Raw genomic sequence first — 14922 nt, forward strand, 5'->3', positions numbered from 1 at the left:
AACCCCCCACACCTGAGCGCCGCTTACAGTGACGGTATGGCCCCTTTACGAACCATCATGACCCGCGACCTCGTGACCGCCAGCAAACAAGCCAGCCTCAAGGAAGTCGCCGCGTTGATGGCCGACAACGACATCGGCAACGTGCTGTTCATGGACGCTGACAAGCTCGTGGGTATCCTGACGGACCGCGATATCGTGGTGCGTGCCGTCGCATTCGGGCGTGACCCCGGGGCGCTGGCCGTTGACCACGCCACCGCCGACCCGTTTACCCTGGACGCCGACACCGAGATCAGCCAGGCCGCCGCGCAGATGGGCGAGCGCCAGATTCGCCGTCTGCCCGTGACCGAGAACGGCAAGGTGGTGGGCATCGTCAGCCTGAGTGACCTTAGCAACCGCGCTCGCGGAGACGCCGATCAGCAGGCGCTGGAAGGGATCAGCACACCGACACTGTAAGCCGCATTTTATTCACTACCGAAGCGGGGAGAGGGGCAAAGGCACCTTCTCCCCGCTTCGGCGGTCTCTCCCTATCGTAATCTCAGCACATATGATATCATTCTGATCGGAGGATGATATGAGCGAATTGGAGAAATTACCGCAGACGGCAGGTCAAGGCATCTCGCCGCAGAGTGGGGTGGCAAGTGTAGAGCGCCGCGCTTTCGGGCTGCCGGGCGTGCCAGCGGTGCTGTTGTGGCTGGTGGTGGTCATCGTGGCGGCGGGCGTGCTGATCTTCGGCGGCGGGGCGCTGTCGGTGCTGGGCTTCGTGCTGGGCGTGGTGGCCTTCTTCGGCCTGATCGGGTTTTTCATCGTGCAGCCCAATCAAGCCAGCGTGCTGACCCTGTTCGGGCGCTACGTCGGCACCGAGCGGCGCAACGGCTTTTACTGGACCAATCCCTTCACGGTCCGCAAGCGGGTGTCGCTGCGAATCCGCAACTTCAATTCCGAGCGCCTCAAGGTCAACGACCTGATGGGCAACCCCATCGAGATCGCCGCCGTGATCGTCTGGCGGGTGGTCGACACGGCGCGCGCCCTGTTCGACGTGGAAGATTACGTGGGCTTCGTGGAGATTCAGGCTGAAACTGCTCTGCGTCACCTGGCCTCGCAGTACCCCTACGACAACTACGAGGAAAGTGGACTGAGTCTGCGCGGCAATGCCGACGCGGTGGCCGAGGCGCTGGGCCGGGAGCTGACCACCCGGCTGCGCCACGCTGGGGTGGAGGTACTGGAAGCCCGCTTATCTCACCTGGCCTACTCGCCGGAAATCGCCGGGGCGATGCTTCAGCGTCAGCAGGCCAGCGCCATCATCGCTGCCCGCTCCCAGATCGTGGCCGGGGCGGTGGGCATGGTCGAGATGGCCCTCAAGCAGCTCTCAGAGCAGAACATCGTGCAACTCGACGAGGAGCGCAAGGCCCAGATGGTCAGCAACCTGCTGGTCGTCCTGACCAGCGAGCGCGGCACGCAGCCGGTGGTCAACGCTGGCAGCCTGTACTGAGTCGCCGTGAGCCGCAAAAGCTTTGCCCTGAGAATCAGTCCCGACCTCTACGCCGCCCTGGAGGGCTGGGCCGCCGATGACCTGCGAAGCGTCAACGCCCAGATCGAATATCTGCTCTCGCAGAGTGTCAAGAAGGCCGGGCGCTGGAAGGAAGGTACTTTAGCCGTGCTGGAAGCCTCTGTGCCGGAAGCCTCAGCCGCCGACACTGAGGAGTGAACCTCGAATCTGATTGACCTGCATCTTCAACGCAGACAGAACCAGCCGCCCGGAACATACCGGCGGCTGGTTCTGTCTGCGTTGGCCTCCGCTCCCGGTCCCGAGGGTATGCTCTGGGCATGACTTCACCTGCGCTGACCACCGATCCGCTGCGCCGCATTCAGCAGGCCCTGCAGTCCGCCCCTGACCTGGACGGCTGGCTGATCTACGACTTTCGCGGCCTCAATCCGCACGCGGCCACGCTACTGGGGCTGGGCGAGGCATTCCTGACCCGGCGCTATTTCGTGTGGGTGCCGCGCACGGGCCGTCCGGCGCTGCTGCACCACCGCATCGAGGGTGGCAACTGGCGGCGGCTGCTCTCCGGCGCGGACGTGGATTTCATGCCTTACAGCGCCCACACTGAACTCGACGCGCGGCTTGCTGAGCTGGTGGGCGGCAAGACAGTGGCGATGGAATACAGTCCCCAAGCCGCCGTGCCCTATGTCAGCTATGTAGACGCCGGAACGATGGAGCGGGTACGCGGCGTGGGCGCAACCGTCGTGACCAGTGCCGACCTGCTGCAAGGCTTCCTGGCCTGGAGCGAGGATGATCTGGCTGCCCACCTGCGGGCCGTGGACGTGCTGATGCGGGCCAAAGACCTGGCCTTCGAAGCCATTCATCAGGGCTTGCAGGTGGGCACGCCGGTCACTGAACTCGGCGTGCAGGCCGTCATTACCCGCGAGATCGAGGCGGCGGGGATGGTCAGCGGGCATCCGGTCAATGTCAGCTTTGGGGTCAACGCTGCCGACTCGCACTACGAACCAGGTGGCGAGCTGAACGCCACCTTGCAGCCGGGCCAGTGCGTGCTGATCGATCTGTGGGCGCAGGAGCCGGGCCGCCCCTTCGGTGACGTGACCTGGGTGGGCCATGCCGGTGAACCGGGCGAGGAGTACCGGCAGGCCTGGACTGCCGTGGCCGCCGCCCGCGACGCGGCGCTGATGTTGCTGCGGGAGCGCTCGGCATCCGGCACGCTGGAAGGCTGGGAAGTGGACTGCGCCGCCCGCCAGATCATTGATGACGCGGGCCTGGGCGAGCACTTCACCCACCGCCTGGGCCACAGCCTTGGCGTACAGATTCACGGAGCCGGGTCCAACCTCGACGACCTGGAAACCCACGACACCCGCAAGCTGCTGCCGGGCCTGTCGGTCACCATCGAGCCGGGCGTCTATCCGGCCGAGCGCGGCTACGGCATCCGCAGCGAGGTGGACGTGCTGCTCACCGCCAGTGGGCCGCGCCTGACCACCCCGGTGCAGGCCGCGCCGTTCGTGCTGGGCCAGGCAGGGGAGAGCTGGGCAGCGGTGCGGGCGCGGGGTCTGGGCGAGCCGGAATGACCCACTTCGCCTTCTGACCGGCCCACTTTCCTCAATAACAAGTGGATCATTCTTTAGTGCCGAACCCTTCCATTCAAACGGCCTGGTCTTGTTAAAATTACTGACCTACCGTCAGATCATTTAATAAGCCTCTTTTGTAAGAGTTGTGTCATAAAAAAGACCTGTTTTTGTATCATTCTTGACATCACTACCACCATTGGGGGCAGGTGACAAGGTGGGGTTGGAGGTACACTCCTATCATGTGGTATGTACTCATCATCATCATCGTGCTGGGCGTTCTGGCCTTCTTGCGCTATCCCGTCTACAAGCGGCGTCGCTCGGCCCGCACAGACCAACCCCGCACAGATCAATCCAGGCAGATCCGGCCGCCCGGCACCGCCGACCTCGATGATGTGGACGCCGTGCGCCCGGACATCGACGCCTCGGCGCTGGCCGAAGCCCGCACTGGGGTCAGCGCCGACGTGCCCGATGGGGTGCTGGCCGACGCCCTGCTCGATGCTACGCCCGAGCAGCTCCAGCACCTGTTCGCCGCTGTGCCTGCCGAGGTCATGGCAGCCGCGATGGGCAAGGACGACGTGCAGCGCCGCCCCCACAGGGCCGAGGACCTGGCCCAGCTGCGCAGTGTCGGCGACTCGCTGGACGAGCTGGAAATCTGGAGCTTCGGCGATAAGAACTGATCGCTCGCCCGGCGTGAATGGGTGCGGTCTCATCCTTATCAGTACCTGATACCCAATACTCGGAGGGTGGAACCCAATCTCTTCAAAGGCAATCTGGACCTGATCGTGCTGAGCGTCCTGTCAGGCGGCGAGCGCTACGGGCTGGAGATCGGCAAGGAAGTGGACGCCCGCAGCGGCGGCTACCTGACGCTGAATGCCGGAAGCCTCTACCCGGCGCTGCACCGCCTGGAAAAGCAGGGCTGGGTGGTGGCCGAGGAAAAACAGCCGCCCCGAGGTGGACCGTTGGTGCGCTACTACACCCTGACCCAGCCAGGACACACCGAACTTCAACGCCGCCGCGAAGCGTACCAGACCTTCGACGAGGCGCTGAGAACCCTGTGGTAATGCTGGACTCCCCGAAGCCGGAGCATTCGGTGCCGAACGACGTGCATGCTTACCTGCAAGCTGTGACCTGCCGCCTGCCGAGGCGGCTGCGGGCCGCCGTCGCCGCCGAACTGCACGCCAACCTGCACCAGCGGATGCTTGATCACGCTGTTGGCCTGAAGGTGGAGGACGCCTGGGCAGCGGCGCTGCGCGATTTCGGGCCGCCGCAACGGGCGGCGCAGGCTTTTGGGCAGCTCTACGCCTGGCCCCACCTCCTCCGTACCGTGCTGGCGGCCCTGGCGCTGGGCGCAGCGGGCTACGCGGCGGCCCGCAGCCTCAACTGGGAAGCGCTGGGCTGGTCGTCAGCCGCGCCGGTCCAGGAAGTTCAGCGCCTGATCACCAATCCCTGATAACGAAAGCGGGCGTGAATCCGCTTTCAGATTCGCCCCCCCACCTCTCTGCGCGCTTACTTCAAACTCGCCAGCTTGGCCTTGCTCGTTTCCAGGTCGCGTTTTTGCCAGAAGGTATTGGCGGGCAGCGCGATCATCTGCTGCAACTGGGCGGCGGCGGCGGCCTTGTTGTTTTGTAGTAGTAGGGCGTTGGCATACTCCATCTTGTGGCTCGGCACGTTGGGTTCGAGCGCGATGGCCTTTTCGAAGTTGGGGGCGATCTGGTCGCGCCTGGCTCCGGTGGCCTGGGTGGCGATAAAGCCCTTGGCGGTCAGTTCGGCGTTCCACAATCCCAGTGCCACATAAGCTGGGGCCAGATTGGGGTTGAGCTTGATGGCGCTTTCCAGCTCGCGCTTGACTTCCCCGGCCAGCCCCAGGCTCTGCAAGATGCCGCTGTACTGGGCCAGTCGCCCGTCGGCGCGGGCCAGTTCAAAGTGGGCGTTGGCGCTGTTGGGATCGGCTTTGATGGCATCTTTGGCGAGATTCTGTGCTTTTTGAAACTGTGCTTTTTTCTGGTTGTCGGGCAGTAGCTCTGCGCCGAGGGTGTAGGACTGGGCGGCCAGCGCGGTGCCCTCGGCGGTTTTCAGGCCCAGAGCCAGGCTGGCGGCCTCCTGCCACTTGCCCTGGTCGAGCAGCGCCTGGGCGTCGGGCAGGCCAGCGGCGGCAGCGTGGCCCAGCGCGGCAGCGCCGAGCAGCACGGCGGTCAGGGCGAGGCGGGAAAGCGGGCGGCGTTGATTGATCATAAGTCCTCCGGAAGTCGGAACGGCCAGAGCCCAGAAAGTGGATTGGCCGCGCGAAATTGAGTTGAAGTGTGAAAACTGAACCGAGTATAGCCAAACCGTTTGATGCCTGCCTGACGCCGACTTGAGCCGCCGGTTTCCGTTTTGATTCTCTCCCTCGCAGGAACATCCATTAGGCACGCCTTTTACCGATACACCACAGTGACTGTGAACTGGAGTGCCGTTGGACTGGAGAGAGAAGCTGGTGATCCTTCATGCTCATCTGTTGACGCAGTGCGGGCCTGTCCGCCGTTCGAAATATCGTTTGCCGTGACGTGGGCCGCCTGCCCGAACGGCTCAGCGGCGGTGAGGTGCTGGTTCTGGCCCGCTGGCTGGACCTCGATCTGGGCTTGTGGCGCTTGGCCGACGCCCTGCCGCTGCTCTGAACTGGCCCTGACTCTCGGGCCGATCTGCCCGGCCCGGTCAGTGAGACGGCGATTCAGTAGACTGGGCCGCATGAATCTCCTGCGCCCCGTTCTCGGCATGCTGGGGCTGGCCGTCGGCTTTGGCCTCTACGCGGCGGCCAACCGCTACGGCGATCCCGTCGCCAGCCTCCTGATCGGCCTGATGTTTATCGTGCTGGGTGCGCTGGCCATCTGGTACGCCAAAGGCGAGCGCTGGATACAGGTGCTGGGCGCAGTGCTGGCGGTCTACGGTCTGCTGCGGATGACCGTGCTGCACTGACCTGGGGTGTGTTGAGGTGCTGGAAGGAATTTCTGTTCTGGAGGGCCGCACAGACAGCCCCGGGCCCGGCCTGACACGCCCGGCGTAGACTGCTGGGCATGATTGACACCATCCGTGAACTGGCCAAGAAAACCGACGAGAAGATTCTGATGGTCGTCCTTGACGGCGTGGGCGGTCTGCCGATGGACCTGAACGGCGACACCGAACTGGCGACGGCCAGGACGCCCAACCTGGACGCGCTGGCCCAGCAGTCGCAGCTCGGCGCGGTAGAACTCGTCGGTGCGGGCATCACCCCCGGCTCCGGCCCCGGCCACCTGAGCCTGTTCGGTTATGACCCCATCAAGTTCGTGGTGGGGCGTGGGGCCCTCAGCGCCGTCGGCATCGGCGTCAAGCTGAGCGCGGGCGACGTGGCGGTGCGCGGCAACTTCGCCACCCTGGAAGGCGACCGGATCGTCAAGGACCGCCGCGCCGGACGCCCCAGTGACGACAAGAACGCCGAGATCGTGACCAAACTCAGAGCTGGAATCTCGGAGATCGGCGGCGTGCCGGTGGAAATCTACACCGAGAGCGAGCACCGCTTCGTGGTGGTGTTTCGCGCGCAGGGCACGCCGCTGGGCGCAAATCTCAGTGACGTGGACCCGCAGGAGATCGGCGTCCGGCCGATGACAGCGGTGGCCCACGACGAGGCCAGCCAGAAGACCGCCGAACTCGTCAACAGCTTCGTGCAGCAGGCCGAGGCCATTCTCAAGGACGAACCGCAGGTCAACGGCGTGCTGTTTCGTGGTTACTCCGACGTGCCTCACTTTCCCAACTTCGACGAGATCTACAAGCTCAAGGCCGCCTGCATCGCCTCGTACCCGATGTACAAGGGCCTGGCCTCGCTGGTCGGCATGGACGTGCTGGAAGTCGAGGGCGAGGAAGACGCGCTGGGCGGTAAGGTGGACACCCTCAGGAAGTACTGGGGCGAGTACGATTTCTTCTACTTCCACATCAAGAAGACCGATTCGACGGGGGAGGACGGCGACTTTGCCGCCAAGGTCAAGAAGGTCGAACTCTTCGATGCTCTGCTACCCGACCTGCTGGCGCTGGAGCCGGACGTGTTCTGTATCGTGGGTGACCACAGCACGCCGAGCAAGCTGGCGACCCACTCCTGGCACCCGGTGCCGCTGCTGATCCGCAGCAAGTATGGGCGCAAGGATCCGGCGACCCGCTACACCGAGGACGAGGCGCTCAGGGGCAGCCTGGGCCTGCGGAAAGGCACCGATCTGATGCCGCTCCTGATGGCAAATGCTCTGAAGTTGCAGAAATACGGAGCGTGAACCGCTGAGATCGGCTGTTTGGAGAGAGTAATACGGATTCCGATTAGATCGTGTTCAGCGTGTGTGTGCTGGACGCGACTTAATCCGACCAACGGGCGTAGGACAAGGCCGAGCCAAGGCGTCCAGCACACCATGGGCGTCCAGCCCACCATGAATCCGGAGCGGCTGGACGCCTGTTTTTGGGCCAGAATCAACGCGGTTCCAGATGGCAGCCGCATTTGCACCTGAATTTGGTGATCGTGCCCGGCCAGGGATTGGGATCGCCTCGCCACAGCCGCCAGCCGAGGAGTGCCTTCTCGTAGACGATCAGTCCGCGTTGCCTGCTCCTGAATCGCCAGGTTTTACCGCACTTGCAGTGAACCGTATTCATCTGTGTCGTGCCCATTCTAGGGAGATAGGCGGGCGTCAGTGGGTGAAGTTTGTCATAACCCGAGCTGTTGGACGAAAGCTCTTCCACTCCTTCGGCGACACACCGAACTGACCTGCAAAAGAATGACGGGCATTTGATTAAACTCAGCGGCATGCCTGAAGTCACCGTGCAGATGTTCGGCCTCAAGAAGTCGGCGGCCACCCGCGCTGCCGAGCGCTTTTTCAAGGAGCGGCGCGTCAAGGTACATTTCGTCGACCTGGCGCTGAAGCCGATCAGCAAGGGTGAACTGGCCCGCTTTCAGCAGAAGTTCGGTGCTGACGGGGTGCTCGACAAGGCCAGCAAGGCCTACGAGGACTCGGGCTTGCCGTATCTGCGGCTCTCTGAAGAGGGCTTCCTCGCCAGGCTGGCCGACTTTCCCGCTGCACTGAAGCTGCCGCTGGTGCGCGGCGGCAAGCTGCTGGCCGTGGGCGAGGACAAGGAGAGCTGGGTGAAGATGCTGGAATGAGGCAAAGCTCAAACCTGCGGCGCTGGCTCCAGGGGCATACCCTCGATGTCGGTGCGGTTCAGGGGCAATCCGGCCTCGCCGCCGGGAAACGGCTTGACCATCAGGGTCTGCACGATGCCGATGCGGGCCGCCGCAAACGACTGGGCGCTGCCCGACATGTACAAGCGCCAGATGCGGTAGGTCACCTCGTCGGCCAGGCCGCGCGCCAGCACCTCGGCGTGGTGGGACTCCAGCCGCCGCACCCACTCGCGCAGGGTCAGTGCGTAGTGCTCGCGCATGTTCTCGGCGTCGCGGATCTCGAAACCCGCTTGCTCGGCGCGCAGGTTGACCTCGCTGAGCCGCCGCAGTTCGCCGTCGGGAAAGACGTAGTTTTGCAGAAACGAGCGGCTGTTGAGGTAGCGCTCGACCGTTCCGAAGCCCCAGTGGATGAAGGCGGGGGCGATCTCCTTGACGATGCCGTGGTTGAGCAGCAGACCGCCGGGCTTGAGCAGGCGGTAAATCTGCGCGAAGTACTGCGGCATCTTGGCGCGGCCCACGTGCTCGAACATGCCCACGCTGGCGACCTTGTCGTAACGGATGGTGGCGGGCAGATCGCGGTAATCGCGGATCTCGATGATGACCCTGTCGTCCACGCCCGCCGCCTCGGCCCGCTCACGGGCGATCTCGGCCTGCGAGGGGCTGAGGGTGATGCCGGTGACGGTGACGCCGTAGTGCTGCGCGGCGTAAATTGCCAGCCCGCCCCAGCCGCAGCCGATATCGAGCATTCGCTCGCCCGGCTGGAGCCTCAGCTTGCGGCAGATACGGTCCAGCTTGGTGGCCTGGGCTTCTTCCAGGCTCTCCTGGCCAGTGTTGAAGTAGGCGCAGGAATACACCATTCGCTCGTCGAGCCACAGTTTGTAGAAGTCGTTGCCGATGTCGTAGTGGTAGCGGATGGCGTGGGCGTCGCGCTCCTTGGTGTGGGCCTTGCTGTCGTCGCCGAAGGCTGGGCGCGCTGTGGGCCGGGCCTCGCCGGGCAGCGCCAGCAGCAGCGCCAGCACCCGCGCCGCCACCAAAGGCTTCAATAGCCGGTCTCCCAGAGACACCGCCTGGGCCAGCACAAATTCGAGGTTACCCTCCACGTCGAAGTCGCCGAAGATGTAGGCCTCGCCCAGTGCCAGGTCCGAGGGCGGCAGCAGCATCCGCCGCAGCGAGGCGGGCGAATTGAACACCAGCGTGGCGGGCGTGGGGTGGGCTGGGCCTTCCAGCGTGCCCTCCCAGTAGCGGACATGAAAGGCGCGCTGGCCCGGCGGGCCGAACAGCAGGCTCAGAATCTGACGCGCGGTGGCCAGGGATGGCCGGGTCGTGTGGCCCACGGAAGAACGTTGAAGTTGCAAGGAAGTCCTCCTCTTCTTGAAAGCGCGGCGAAGTCCGCTGGGCAGCTCTGGGCCTGGTGTATTCCTGCCTTCAGATGACGGACCTGGAGTGGCCGCAGCCGCGTTCAAAGCATAGGGGCCAGCTCAGGGGGTCAGTGAAATCTGGCCCTCTCCGTGAAGAATGCCACAACAAAAATGGCGCAGTCTGTTGCTCCTGCCCAGCGGCCATTCTGCTCAGTGGCGCGAGAAGTCGAGGTCGCCTTCCGGCAAGCTCAGCACCCAGGCCGCGATGATGTCGATGCAGGCCTGCACGTCGCTGAGCTGCACCATTTCCGAGGGGCTGTGCATGTAACGGTTGGGAATACTGACGACCCCGGTGGGCACGCCGCCGCGCACCAGGGCCAGGGCGTCACCGTCGGTGCCGGAGTAGCGCGGGGTGGCGCTGAGGGTAAAGGGAATGCCCGCCGCCTTGCCCGCCGCCTGAAGGCCGTCCGTGACTTTGGGATTGAACAGCGCGCCCACGCTGAGGTTCGCGCCGGAGCCGAACGGCGCTTTGCCGTACTTCTTCTCGGAAACGCCCGGCTGCTTGGTTTCGTGGGTCACGTCCACGGCGATGCCCGCCAGCGGGTCAAGGTGGTAGGCGCTGACCTGCGCGCCGAGCACCCCGATCTCTTCCTGGGCGGTGCCGACGGCCACGATCCGGCGCGTCACTTTCTGAGTGTTCAGCTTGCGGAGCGCTTCGAGCACGATGTACGCGCCCACGCGGTTGTCGAGCGCCTTGCTCACCAGCTTGTCGCCCAGCAGCAGCGGCGACTGCTCGATGACGCCCACCGTGCCCACCGGAATCTGGGCATTCACGTCCTCGGCGCTCAGGCCGGTGTCGATCCACAGTTCTTCAAGTTTGCTGGCCTTGGTGCGCTCTTCCTGCTCCATCACGTGAATGGCCTTCTTGCCCACCACGCCCAGAATGTCGCCGCCCGGCGCGAGTAGCCGGATGCGCTGGCCTACCAGCACCTGCGGGTCCCAGCCGCCGATATTGAGCACTGCCAGAAAGCCGCTCTCGTCAATGTGCGACACCATCAGCCCGATCTCGTCGAGGTGGCCCTGCAAGATGATGGGCTGCCCGTCCTCGGGGCCGATCTCGGCGTAGGCGTTGCCGTAGGAGTCGCTGCGGGTGCGCGCAAAGCTGCCCGCTTCCTTAAGCCAGACGCGGGCAGGCCGGGCCTCGTAGCCGCTGGGACCGGCCTCGCGCAGCAGGGCCAGCAGGAAGTCGGTGTTGAGGGTGGTACCGGACACGGGATCGGGGGTGGATTGGGTCATAGGCATGAGCATAAGCGTCCTGCTCAGGGCTGGGTGCTTTATGCTTTCTTGCATGTCCGAAATAGCCGCGTCCTCGCCGCAACTGGCCACGCCCGACGTCCGGGTCAGCGTCATGGTGTCGCATCTGAAGGCGTACTCGCGTCCGGGGCGGCAGGTCTTCAGTTACGTCGTCCGCATCGAGAACCACACCGCTGATTCCTGGCAGGTGCTGGGCCGCCAGTGGCAGATCACCGACGGCGGCGGGCGCGAGACGCGGGTGCAGGGCGAGGGGATCGTCGGCGAGCAGCCGATCGTCGCGCCGGGCGGCGTTTACGTCTACGACAGCTTCGTGACGCTCGAAGACGTGCCGGGCCAGATGGTCGGCCACTTCGAGTTGCGTGACGCCTGGGGGCAGCCGGGGCGGGCGCTGATCCCGGCCTTCGCACTGGCACTGCCGGAAGAACGGACGCTGAATTAGAAGCGGCTCAGTTCGCCTTGTCCAGAAACGTATGGTATTCGTTCAGATCGCCGTAGAAATCCTTGATCCAGGCCACGAAGTTGGCGCTGGTGAAACCACCCACGAAGCTGTAGGTGCTGATCAGGTGAGGCTTGCCTGCGTCGTCCAGAAACGCCTGGGTGGAATAGTCCTGGTTCCAGGCGTTGACCTGCTTGAGGGTCGGGGCCTGCTTGAAGTCGGTGGGGTCATAGAGGACGTTGGCGAACACGCCGTCACAACTGCTGGCGTTGCAGTTCAGGAAATCGAGGTAGAAATCGGTGCTGTCGTCGGTGTTTTCGAGTTTGAGAAACGGCTGCTTGCCGCTGCGGTCCAGGGTGACGGTGTAGCCCGCCGCCTTCAGGAAAGGGGTCAGGCTTTCGGGTGTGGCTGAGCGCAGCAGGCTACCGGTCTGGGCGCTGGCCACAGAAAGAGTCAGGCCCAGCAGACTGGCCCCCAGCAGCGCTGCCATCTTCGTTCGGTTCATGAAAATATCTTAGCGCAGCTCCCCGACAGCGAGCGCCGCAGCCGCTAGCCCTGCGGCAGCCGGGCCTCAATGCGGGTGCCGCGCCCGGCCTCGCTCTCGACCCGGTAGGAGCCGCCGCGCGACTCGATGCGCTCACGCATCTGGACCAGGCCCAGCCCGCCCGCGCTGCTGACCCGCCCGCTGACCTGGGCCGGATCGAAGCCCTGGCCGTCGTCCTCGATGCTCAGCCGGACACTGTGGTTGCCGCTCAGGCGCACCACCACGCTGGCGGCGCGGGCGTGCTTGGCGACATTGTTGAGGCTTTCCTGCACGATCCTGAAGACCACCGCCTCGTCGCCCGGCGCAAGGTGAATGTCGCCCTGCACGTCGAGCTGCACCTTGACGCTGTGCTGCTCGCCAAAATCGAGGACGTAGCGCCGAACTGTTTCCAGCAGACCGTAGCGTTCCAGATCGATCGGGCGCAGGGCGAAGATGCTGCGCCGCACCTCGCGGATCTGCTCGCGCAGCAGCGCCCCGGCTTCCTGCACGCCGGTCACGGCCTGGGCCGGGTTGCTGGGAATCTGGCGGGCCACCACGTCGAGCTTGATGGCGCAAAACGCCAGCGACTGCGCCACCCCGTCGTGAATCTCGCGGGCGATGCGGTTGCGCTCCTCACCGATGGCCAGCTCCTCGGAGTAGAGGTAAGCGCGGGCGTTGCGGACCGCCAACGTCGCCTGCGAGGCCAGCAGCGCCAGCAGCGGGGTGCGTTCCTTCTCGAAGGTGCCCTCGCCGCCCAGCACGATCACGCCCACCAGGCCGTCCTCGCTGTGCATCGGCAAGGCCAGGGCCGACTGCACGCCGGGAAAGACCTCGGCGGCTTCCTGGGGAGTGGCAACCCCCGGCTGCCCGCCCTCGGCGATGCGGCGCACGAAGCTGGGGAGCGCCCCGCCGCTGCGGATCTCGCCGCCAGGATCGCGGGCGTATTCCAGCCGCAGCATTCCGTCCTGGTCGGTCAGGAAGGCGGCGCGGGCGCTGGCCTGCACCCGCCCGGCGATGTTGCCGGTGACACGGGCCAGCAGACGCTGCATATTGCGCTCGGCGCGGATCGACTGATCGACTTCAAAGAGGGTGATCAGGTCGCGGGTGCGCCGCTGGGTACTCAGCACCGCGCTGCCGAGTTCCGAGCCGATGGCAGCGATCAGTTCGCGGGTGTCGCTGCTGGGCGGCTCGGCGAAACTCAGCCGCAGTTCGCCCAGCAGTTCACTGTCGGCGCGCAGCACCACGTTGACCTGATAGCGCCCCGGCTCGCCCAGGCGGCGGCTCAGCCCGTCACTGCGCGGCTGAGTGCCTGGTGGCCTCTGCGCCTGTATCACCTGCCCCGGCAGGGTTTGCCCATTCATACTCTGCACATTGCCGCGCAGCTCGGCCTGCACCGACACGGCTCCGGTGGCCGCCTGCGTGCCGCGCACTGCCACGTCCAGCAGGGTCTCCAGGTCGGCGGGTTCAGAGACTTCGCGCATCAGGTGTTGCAGGGCACTCATGCGCTCGTGCGAGGCGCTCAGCTCGGCATAGAGGCCGCGCAACTCGCCCTCGGCCTGTTCGCGGGCCTGCACCCCCTCGGCGATCCACTGGATGGTAAAGAAGGTAACCAGCGGCCCGGCCAGCCCGTAAAAGGCCAGGTGCGCCAGGCGGCCAAAGCGGGCGTCGCCCAGCGGAATGAACATTTCTTCGTAAGCAAACACCACCAGCACAATCAGCAGCGGCAGCAGGTTGCGGGTCAGCAGCACCATCCGCGAGAGCGGCATGCTGGGCGCAGCACTCTTCGCCTGGTTGGGTGGGCGCTCGGCGGGCGCAGTGGGGGGAAGACTCACCCCCCGACTGTAGAGCAGGCGGCCCGGAGAGACCGTAGCGGGACGCTTGACTGGTCTGGAGCGACTGGCCCGAATCTACTCGCCCGGCAGCGCGACTTCCGATTGCCGCGCCTGCGATGGGGTGACCTGTTGCTGCCCTCGCCCCACCTTCCACTGCACCTGCCGCAGCAGTCCGCGAACGAGCCGCACCTCCGCTGAGCTGAACGCCCCCCGGTCCAGCGCCACCCGCCACAGCCGCAGGGTATGCCGGGCGCGCACCGCGTCGGTGTAGCCGGTAAGCATCATCACGTCCCGCAGGTGCCCGTACAGTCCTTCCATCTCGCTGCTGAGGGCCAGTTTGCGGGTCGGGAAGTTCGGCCCCTGACCGGCTTCGGGCACATGACCCGGTGAAGGCGGCCCGCTTTCGGATTGCAGAAACTCGTAGCAGCTCAGCAGCACCGCCTGGGCCAGATTGAGGCTGGCATACGCAGCGGTGGGCACCTGCATGATGACCCGGCACAGTTCCAGGTCGGCGTTGTTGAGGCCCGATTCCTCGGGGCCGAACACCAGGGCCGTCAGGTCGGCGGCCCGCACCAGAGGCCGTACCTGGGCAGGGTGCTGGGGCGGCGCGAGTTCGGCGCGGACGCGGGCGCTGGTGCCCACCACCAGATCGCAGTCCTGAATGGCCTCCCTGAGTTCGGTGTAGACCTGGGCGCTTTCCAGGAGGGGAGAAGCATGCACCGCCATCGCCCGGCTGGCCGAGTCCTTGTAATCGCATCTGGGCGCGACGATGCGCAGGTCATCTGCGCCCATATTGAGCATGGCCCGCGCCGCTGCGCCGACGTTACCAGAAGTTTTGGGAGAGACCAGGACGACGGCGAGCTTCACGCCGGGTATGGTAGCGCGTTCGGGTTGGGATGGAAGGCCTGTGTGGCCTTGGCTCCTTGCTTTCGTGGCTTTCGCGTCGGCCCCTGTTCCCCAGCCCCTCTACGGGGGAAAGGGGTATTTGCTACTCCGCTATGGCTGGAGCTTCCGGGTGTTCCGGCTGACCGTTTGCGCCAACTTTCCAGACTGCCCTGCGGTCATGGCGTAGGCACTGTGCTGAAGACCTGCCCAGCCAGTCGAGCTGGAAGGCGGGATTCGGCCTGTTTTTTCTCTTTCCCTCTTGAGGGCAACGCGTCGCGGAAGTGGCGAGGGCTGGGGAGGGGTGAGCAGGTGAGTGCTTGCGATTGCCTTTCGCC

Annotated in this window: 17 protein-coding genes; 11 read left to right on the plus strand and 6 right to left on the minus strand. The window is 65.1% G+C overall.

The features are described from left to right. The first annotated feature begins 36 nt into the window (after positions 1-36). From N0D28_RS03270 to N0D28_RS03300, 7 genes are all read left to right on the plus strand, one after another. A complete protein-coding gene (locus N0D28_RS03270) occupies positions 37-453 on the plus strand; it encodes a CBS domain-containing protein (protein ID WP_260560958.1) in 417 nt (138 codons plus the stop codon). A 118-nt stretch (positions 454-571) separates the two neighbouring features. Continuing rightward, complete coding sequence (locus N0D28_RS03275) at positions 572-1489, plus strand: SPFH domain-containing protein (protein WP_260560959.1); 918 nt, start codon at positions 572-574, stop codon at positions 1487-1489. 6 nt (positions 1490-1495) lie between these two features. Beyond that, on the plus strand, positions 1496-1705 hold the full coding sequence (locus tag N0D28_RS03280; RefSeq protein ID WP_260560960.1) for a type II toxin-antitoxin system antitoxin: 210 nt from the start codon (positions 1496-1498) through the stop codon (positions 1703-1705). A gap of 119 nt (positions 1706-1824) precedes the next feature. Then, the gene (locus N0D28_RS03285; protein WP_260560961.1) at positions 1825-3075 is read left to right on the plus strand and encodes a M24 family metallopeptidase; all 1251 of its coding nucleotides are present in this window, start codon (positions 1825-1827) and stop codon (positions 3073-3075) included. A 239-nt stretch (positions 3076-3314) separates the two neighbouring features. Further along, a complete protein-coding gene (locus N0D28_RS03290) occupies positions 3315-3752 on the plus strand; it encodes a hypothetical protein (RefSeq protein ID WP_260560962.1) in 438 nt (145 codons plus the stop codon). A gap of 66 nt (positions 3753-3818) precedes the next feature. Then, a complete protein-coding gene (locus tag N0D28_RS03295; RefSeq protein WP_260560963.1) occupies positions 3819-4136 on the plus strand; it encodes a PadR family transcriptional regulator in 318 nt (105 codons plus the stop codon). Next, a complete protein-coding gene (locus N0D28_RS03300) occupies positions 4136-4525 on the plus strand; it encodes a hypothetical protein (protein ID WP_260560964.1) in 390 nt (129 codons plus the stop codon). Before N0D28_RS03295 ends, N0D28_RS03300 begins: the two co-directional genes overlap by 1 nt. 56 nt (positions 4526-4581) lie before the next feature. On the opposite strand, the gene N0D28_RS03305 is transcribed toward N0D28_RS03300, so the two are convergent. Continuing rightward, the gene (locus N0D28_RS03305) at positions 4582-5307 is read right to left on the minus strand and encodes a tetratricopeptide repeat protein (RefSeq protein WP_260560965.1); all 726 of its coding nucleotides are present in this window, start codon (positions 5305-5307) and stop codon (positions 4582-4584) included. Positions 5308-5799: 492 nt separating this feature from the next. Between N0D28_RS03305 and N0D28_RS03310 the strand changes: the two genes are divergently transcribed. From N0D28_RS03310 to N0D28_RS03320, 3 genes are all read left to right on the plus strand, one after another. Continuing rightward, positions 5800-6027: a hypothetical protein gene (locus N0D28_RS03310; protein ID WP_260560966.1), complete on the plus strand. Its 228-nt coding sequence runs from the start codon at positions 5800-5802 to the stop codon at positions 6025-6027. Positions 6028-6125: 98 nt separating this feature from the next. Beyond that, positions 6126-7346 carry a 2,3-bisphosphoglycerate-independent phosphoglycerate mutase gene (locus tag N0D28_RS03315; RefSeq protein WP_376777650.1) on the plus strand — a complete coding sequence of 407 codons (1221 nt, stop codon included), beginning with the start codon at positions 6126-6128 and terminating at the stop codon, positions 7344-7346. 521 nt (positions 7347-7867) lie between these two features. Further along, positions 7868-8221, plus strand: a complete 354-nt coding sequence (locus N0D28_RS03320; RefSeq protein WP_260560967.1) for an ArsC/Spx/MgsR family protein — start codon at positions 7868-7870, stop codon at positions 8219-8221. 8 nt (positions 8222-8229) lie between these two features. On the opposite strand, the gene N0D28_RS03325 is transcribed toward N0D28_RS03320, so the two are convergent. Both N0D28_RS03325 and N0D28_RS03330 read right to left on the minus strand, forming a co-directional pair. Then, a complete protein-coding gene (locus N0D28_RS03325; protein WP_260560968.1) occupies positions 8230-9594 on the minus strand; it encodes a class I SAM-dependent methyltransferase in 1365 nt (454 codons plus the stop codon). Positions 9595-9807: 213 nt separating this feature from the next. Beyond that, positions 9808-10893: a M20/M25/M40 family metallo-hydrolase gene (locus N0D28_RS03330; protein ID WP_260560969.1), complete on the minus strand. Its 1086-nt coding sequence runs from the start codon at positions 10891-10893 to the stop codon at positions 9808-9810. Positions 10894-10945: 52 nt separating this feature from the next. On the opposite strand from N0D28_RS03330, the gene apaG reads away from it, so the two are divergent. Next, positions 10946-11350, plus strand: a complete 405-nt coding sequence (gene apaG, locus N0D28_RS03335) for a Co2+/Mg2+ efflux facilitator ApaG/CorD (protein ID WP_260560970.1) — start codon at positions 10946-10948, stop codon at positions 11348-11350. A 7-nt stretch (positions 11351-11357) separates the two neighbouring features. On the opposite strand, the gene N0D28_RS03340 is transcribed toward apaG, so the two are convergent. The 3 genes from N0D28_RS03340 to N0D28_RS03350 all read right to left on the minus strand — a co-directional run bounded on the left by N0D28_RS03340 (position 11358) and on the right by N0D28_RS03350 (position 14569). Beyond that, on the minus strand, positions 11358-11852 hold the full coding sequence (locus N0D28_RS03340) for a YbjN domain-containing protein (protein WP_260560971.1): 495 nt from the start codon (positions 11850-11852) through the stop codon (positions 11358-11360). Positions 11853-11896: 44 nt separating this feature from the next. Beyond that, positions 11897-13636: a GAF domain-containing sensor histidine kinase gene (locus tag N0D28_RS03345; RefSeq protein ID WP_260561830.1), complete on the minus strand. Its 1740-nt coding sequence runs from the start codon at positions 13634-13636 to the stop codon at positions 11897-11899. A 141-nt stretch (positions 13637-13777) separates the two neighbouring features. Next, positions 13778-14569, minus strand: coding sequence for an RNA methyltransferase (locus tag N0D28_RS03350; protein ID WP_260560972.1), 792 nt, complete (start codon positions 14567-14569; stop codon positions 13778-13780). Positions 14570-14922: the final 353 nt, after the last annotated feature.

The sequence above is a fragment of the Deinococcus rubellus genome, from assembly GCF_025244745.1.
GTDB lineage: Bacteria > Deinococcota > Deinococci > Deinococcales > Deinococcaceae > Deinococcus > Deinococcus rubellus.